The 5,825-nt window shown below is 71.0% G+C and carries 3 protein-coding genes and 1 pseudogene; 1 reads left to right on the top strand and 3 read right to left on the bottom strand.

The window, feature by feature from the left end; genetic code table 11:
• Window positions 1-570: 570 nt before the first annotated feature.
• Window positions 571-1,278, top strand: a pseudogene (locus ACWEN3_RS39435) (transposase); the annotation flags it as partial.
• A gap of 31 nt (window positions 1,279-1,309) precedes the next feature.
• On the opposite strand, the gene ACWEN3_RS39430 reads toward ACWEN3_RS39435, so the two are convergent.
• From ACWEN3_RS39430 to ACWEN3_RS39420, 3 genes are all read right to left on the bottom strand, one after another.
• Window positions 1,310-2,071: a class I SAM-dependent methyltransferase gene (locus ACWEN3_RS39430; RefSeq protein ID WP_452981446.1), complete on the bottom strand. Its 762-nt coding sequence runs from the start codon at window positions 2,069-2,071 to the stop codon at window positions 1,310-1,312.
• Between the two features lie 205 nt (window positions 2,072-2,276).
• The gene (locus ACWEN3_RS39425; protein ID WP_452981443.1) at window positions 2,277-3,011 is read right to left on the bottom strand and encodes a response regulator transcription factor; all 735 of its coding nucleotides are present in this window, start codon (window positions 3,009-3,011) and stop codon (window positions 2,277-2,279) included.
• A gap of 56 nt (window positions 3,012-3,067) precedes the next feature.
• Window positions 3,068-5,719 (bottom strand): FtsX-like permease family protein, encoded by a 2,652-nt coding sequence (locus ACWEN3_RS39420; RefSeq protein WP_452981440.1) that lies wholly within the window; start codon window positions 5,717-5,719, stop codon window positions 3,068-3,070.
• Window positions 5,720-5,825: the final 106 nt, after the last annotated feature.

Here is a 5,825-nt window from a genome sequence, read left to right as displayed (position 1 = left end):
CCGCCTCGCCGGCGAAGCCACCGTCTCCTGGCGCGACCCAGCACCCCAGACCACACAGTAGATTCCGGGATAAAGCACCGGGAGAAAACGACCTCTGAACCTGCCCCCATGTGGGGAGCGCTCTCGCGGGCGGGCGGATACCGTCGATCACGCTCTGCTGTGACATGACGGCGGGGCTGGGGGCGGCCCTTTTGCTGTGCGCCCTGGTACGGGCCGCCCCCGACGACCGGCCGCGCGAGCCCTGCAATCCGTCGGACGGGTGTACCGCGGGCGAGCAGCCGCTACCGCCCCCGTCCCGCCGCGCGCGGTGGAGCTTGCCGCCGAGGACTGGCCGGGCCCGCCTCCTCGTTTGAGGCCGCCTTCCAGGGGCCGTCCGACCGTGCTGGTGGCTCTGCTCGGGTCAGGTGAGGGCGTTGCGCAGGTAGGCGGGCAGTGCCTGGCAGATGGCTGGATCCGCGCTCCAGCCGGGGTCGGTGAGTTGGCCGGGTGTGATGACGGACTGGTCGCCGTTGTCGGTGCGGACGATGACGCGGAGCGTTTCACCTCGGGTGGAGCGGCCGGCGAGGTACGCGGCGAGGACTCGCCCGCCGCGGCATCACCTTCCAGCGCACCAAGACGTGGAAGGAATCCCCGGACCCCGAGCGTGACGCCAAGCTGGACCGAATCGAGGAGGTCCTGGACTGCTTCCCGGACCGGGTCTTCGCCTTCGACGAGGTTGGCCCGCTCGGCATCCGCCCCACCGCGGGCTCGGGCTGGGCCCGACAAGGACGTCCCGACCGGTTACCCGCCACCTACCATCGCACCCACGGAGTCCGGTACTTCCACGGGTGCTACTCGATTGGCGACGACCGCCTGTGGGGCGTCAACCGCCGCAAGAAGGGTGCCCGGAACACGCTGGCCGCGTTGAAGTCGGTCCGCGCCGCCCGACCCGACGGCGCACCCATGTACGTGATCATGGACAACCTGTCCGCCCACAAAGGCGTCGACATCCGCCGCTGGGCGAAGAAGAACAAGGTCGAGCTGTGCTTCACCCCGACCTACGCCTCATGGGCAAACCCGATCGAGGCGCACTTTGGACCGCTGCGACAGTTCACCATCGCCAACTCCGACTATCCCAACCGTATGGTGCAGACCCGGGCCCTGCACGCCTACCTGCGCTGGCGCAACGCCAACGCCCGCCACCGCGACGTCCTGGCCGCCGAACGCAAGGAACGCGCCCGCATCCGGAGTGAGAAAGGCATTCGGTGGGGCGGCCGACCACTCGCCTCGGCTGCATGAGCGCGCCGCCCCGCCCCGCGGCCGCACAACGTCAGGGGCGGAGTGCGACCAGGAGATCAACCACGTAGGTCTCTTCCACCTCATCGCGAGGAAAAATCTTGGCCAGTCGCTCACGCTCATCGACGAAAAACGCCTGGCGGTCAGCCTCTTCAAGGACGAGGAATGCCGACCGGCTGCCAATGTTGGCGAGATGCATGTCCAAGGAGACAGTGCGGCTCCAGCGCACTTGACGGCGCGCAACCCGTAGCCCTGCCAGCCCCGCCAGCCGGATGGCGTCGTTGTCCGAAGGACGCACGGCAGACCTTGGCTTCACCCCGCAGTGTTGCGCAATGCGCCCGTGCTGCTCGCGAATCCACGGCACGTCGAAGGCCGTCGTGTTCCACCAGATCGCCAGCGCACCGCCCGCTCGCAGGACACGCAATGCCTCCGGGACGGACCGGCCAGGGTCGGTCCACTGCCAGGACTGGGCATACGTGATGAGGTCGCAGGAAGCCTCGGCCAGCGGCAGAGCATTACCGTCACCCCTCACGATCGGCACCTCGGGAAGCGCCTGGTGGAACTCACCAGCCATGGCCTCACCCGGCTCGACAGCGATCACATCAGCACCTCGCTCCCGCAGCAGCACACTGGCGATTCCGGTACCCGCGCCGACATCGGCCACCCGGGCGCCCGCCAAGCGACAGCCTGCGAACTCCTCGATGCAGTCAAAGAGCGCGGCTGGGTAAGAAGGCCGACTCGCCGCGTACTGAGCCGCGGCTACGTCGAAAGACCGGGCGCGAGAATTGGCAGTCATACCCTCATCATCGCCTCCCCGCACCAAGCATTCGACCATCACCAACCCGGCGAACCTATGCGGTCACAGCACTAGCCGCCGCCGGGGACGGTGCCGGGCCGGCAGTGCACGCACGCGGCACATGCCGGCGCAGCGCATCGGGGCCGGCTCGCGTGTCGCGGGGCGGCAGCGGCCGCTCTGGTCTGGCGGGCCTTCGGCCTCCAGCCTAGGAGCGGCTCTCCAGGCGGTAGCCGTGTCCTCTCAGGGTGGTGATGCGGGGCAGTCGGCAGGGACGGCCGGATGCTTCGGCTGCAACTGCGAGGCGGTGGCGCAGGCTGGCCATGGTGACGTCGAGGGTTTTGGTGGAGCCGAACCAGTTCTCGTCCCAGACCTCGGCCATGAGGGTTTCGCGGGATACGGCTTCGCCGATGTGCCGGCCGAGGAGGACGAGGAGTTCGAACTCCTTGGGGCGCAGTTGGACCTCTTTGCCGTGGAGGCTGCAGTGCCGCGCCGTGGTGTCGACGGTGAGGTCGCCGAGCCGGAGTGCTTCCTGGGGGGTGGGGGTGATGGTGTGGCGGCGCAGGTGGGCGCGCAGGCGGGCCAGCAGGACGGTGAGGCTGAAGGGCTTGACGAGGTAGTCGTCGGCGCCGGCGTCCAGGCCGGCGATGATGTCGATGTCGTCGGTGCGGGCGGTGAGGATGATGATGAGCAGGTCGGGGCAGCGGGTGCGCAGGGTGCGGGCCACGTCGAGGCCGTCCATGTCGGGCAGGCCGAGGTCCAGGAGGAGGGCGTCGTAGGGGCCGCGGGCGGCTTCGGCGAGGCCGCTTGCGCCGGTGCGGCTCCAGGTGGGCGCGTAGCCGTTGCTGCGCAGGCCGGTCTCCAGGCGGCGGCCGATGGTGTCGTCGTCCTCGACGAGGAGGACGCGGATGCGGCTGCGGTCGGGTACGGCGGGGGTGCGCATGGTCGACAGCGTAGGAGGGCGGGCCGGGGTCGGCGTGGTCGGCGACGGAGGAGTGGTCAAAGGTCACGCAGCTCCTCCACGGGCGGGCGCTTCGCGCGCCGGATTCCGTTCAGCGCGGCTGCCATGACGGCGATCAGTGCGGCGAGGGCGGTGAGCACCAGGTAGGAGCCGGGGACCGAGAGGCTTGCGGGGGGTGGGTCAAAGACGCCCGTGAGTACCTTGACCAGCATTTCGGACAGGGCCCAGCCGATGAGGGCGCCCCCGGCCAGGCCACCGGCGGCCAGGAGTAGGGCCTCGGTGAGGACCATGCCGCACAGCTGGCCTGTCTTGGCGCCGAGGACGGTGGCGATGGCGAAGGTGCGGCGGCGTTCGGCGAGTCCGAGGGCGAGGACGAGGCCGCTGGCTCCGGCGGCCAGCAGGACAGCGAAGGCGAGTTCGATGCGGGTGAGGCCGGCCAGGTCGACGGAGGTCAGGCTGGTGCCGACGGTGCCGCGGGTCTGGGTGAGGTCGGTGACGGTGACGGCGGTGCCGAGCTGATGGCGCAGGCGTGCGGCGATCTGCTTCTGGTGGGTGCCGCCGGTGTCGAGGAGGAAGGCGCCGACCGCGTCGCTGCCGGTGGCCTTGGCGATGTAGGAGGCGTTGGCGACGAAGAAGCTGTCCTTGGGGGCGGTGGGGAACTCCTTGGCGATGCCGGCGTAGTGGAAGGGGATGGTGCGCAGGGCCTTGGTGCGGGCGTCCTGGATGCGCAGGTTGACGGTGTCGCCCGGGGAGAGCTGGAAGTCGTTGACGGTTTCCACGCTGACCAGCAGGTTGTCCGGGCGCTGGGCCAGCTTGCGCATGAGCTGCTGGGTGGTGCCGCCGGCGAAGTAGGTGTCCTGGAGTGAGGTGGTTTGGGCGATGGTGCCGGGGCGGACGCCGTAGAGGTCCTGCAGGTCGGAGCCGACGTAGGCGAAGCGGTGCTGGAGGGGCTCGACGTGGCGGACGCCGGAGACCTTCATCGTGCCCGCGGCGCCGGGCGGGATGTGGGCGCCTGAGGGTTCGGTGACGGTGACGTCGGCGCCGTTGGTCAGCCGGGCGTCGACCTCGGCCTGCTGCTTGTAGGTGGCGTTGAAGACGGCGGTGGACAGGGCGAAGGAGACGGCGAGGGCCAGCAGGACCACGGAGCGGGCGAGTGGGCGGCGGCGCCGGGCGAGGACGGCGGCGGTGGTGCCGGCGAGGGTGGCGGTCAGCGGGCGGGCCAGCCGGGTCAGGGCGGGGCGGCCATAAGTGAGGGCGAGGAGGGTCAGGCGCCACAGCAGCAGGGCGGAGCCGATCCACAGCAGGGCGGGGCCGAGGAAGGCCCAGTACGACACGGAGATGCTGGGGACGCCTTCCGGGGTCAGGACGAGGGCGTACTGGTTGCCGGAGGAGGCGCGGAAGATGAGCCAGGAGCAGACCAGCAGGAGGAGGTCCAGGCCGTAGCGCATCCACCAGGGGTTGCGGGTGCTGCGTGCGCCGGCCTCCTTGCGGGTGTCGGCGACGGTGACGGTGCGCAGATCGCGCAGGGCGGGCATGAGGACGGCGCCCGTGGCGACGGCGGCGCCGAGGACGAAGGCGATGCCGTACCAGATGGCCCAGGTGCCTGCGCTCGCCCCGAAGGAGGCGGCGCCGAAGGCGAGGCGGCCGGTCAGCGCGGCGATGCCCAGTCCGGTCACGCCGCCGGCGAGGCCGATTAGGGCGGCTTCCAGACCGGCGAGGGCGGTGATCTGGCCGGGGCGCAGGCCGCGCAGGCGCAGCAGGCCCTGTTCCTGGCGGCGGCGCTCGCCCCCGGCGGAGGCGACCGCGGCGGTGAGCGCGGCGGCCAGGACGGCGCCGGGGACGCCGAGGAAGAGGAAGAGGATCTGTGCGTACAGGGCGTCCTGGCGGGCGGCGTCGAGGGCGGCGCCGACGTTGTTGCCGACGAGTGCGGTGCCGGAGGAGCGGGCCTCCAGATTGTGTGCGGCGCCGGTGACCGCGGTGAAGGCGGCGGCCGGGTCGGAGGGCAGTCCCGCGTTGTCACGCGCGACGTGGATCTGGGTGGTGACGCCGGTGGCACCGCGAGTGAGGGAGGCGAACTGCGCTGCGGGCAGGAGGACGACGTTGTCCGGGGGTGCGGTCGGCTGGGACTGGGCGGGGGCGCCGATGGTCTGGAAGAGGGAGTCGGCCTGGGGTAGGTCGACGACGCCGTCGACCTTCACCTGCCGCAGCCCGATGCCGGGCAGTTGGATGCCGATGGTGTCGCCGGGAGTTGCGTGCAGGTTGGAGGCGGTCTGCTGGGCCAGCAGGACACCGGCCGGGGAGCCGGACAGGGTGCGGATGGCGTCGGGGAACCGGTTGCGGTAGCCGTCGGGCAGGCCGAGCGCCATGCCGGGGCCGGTGGCCTGGGTGCTGCCCTGCGCACGGGCGGTGAAACCGGTGGTGTGCGCGAAGCCGATCGGCAGGGCGGCGCGGGTTCCAGGTGTCGTGCGGACCAGGGACAGGACGGTGTTCGGGTCGGCTGCGGGCTGGACCTGGACCTGCCAGTCGACGGCGACCGAGCGCAGGGCGCGCTGGGTCATGGTCGCCTTCGACGCGGTCAGGAAGGAGCCGAGCGCGGCGATGAGAGCGACCGCGAGCGCGATCCCGGCGAGGGCGGCCAGCAGCCGTCCGGCGCGGTGACGAGCCAGGCCGCGCGCCCAGGCGGTGATCACGAGACCTCCTCGGGGGCAAGGGGCGGTTTGCCCCTGTTTAGGAAGGGAGGAGGAAGTTCCTGAATCAGGGTGGAAGTGTGTAAGAAACCCGAGTCGCGGATTGCAC

Source organism: Streptomyces sp. NPDC004561 (assembly GCF_053602155.1).
This window is presented reverse-complemented; position numbering and strand designations above follow the sequence as displayed.

Excerpts from the sequence above, each read along its gene's own strand:
- ACWEN3_RS39430 (WP_452981446.1), bottom strand. The coding sequence starts at position 2,071 with ATGACTGCCAATTCTCGCGCCCGGTCTTTCGACGTAGCCGCGGCTCAG.
- ACWEN3_RS39425 (WP_452981443.1), bottom strand. The coding sequence starts at position 3,011 with ATGCGCACCCCCGCCGTACCCGACCGCAGCCGCATCCGCGTCCTCCTC.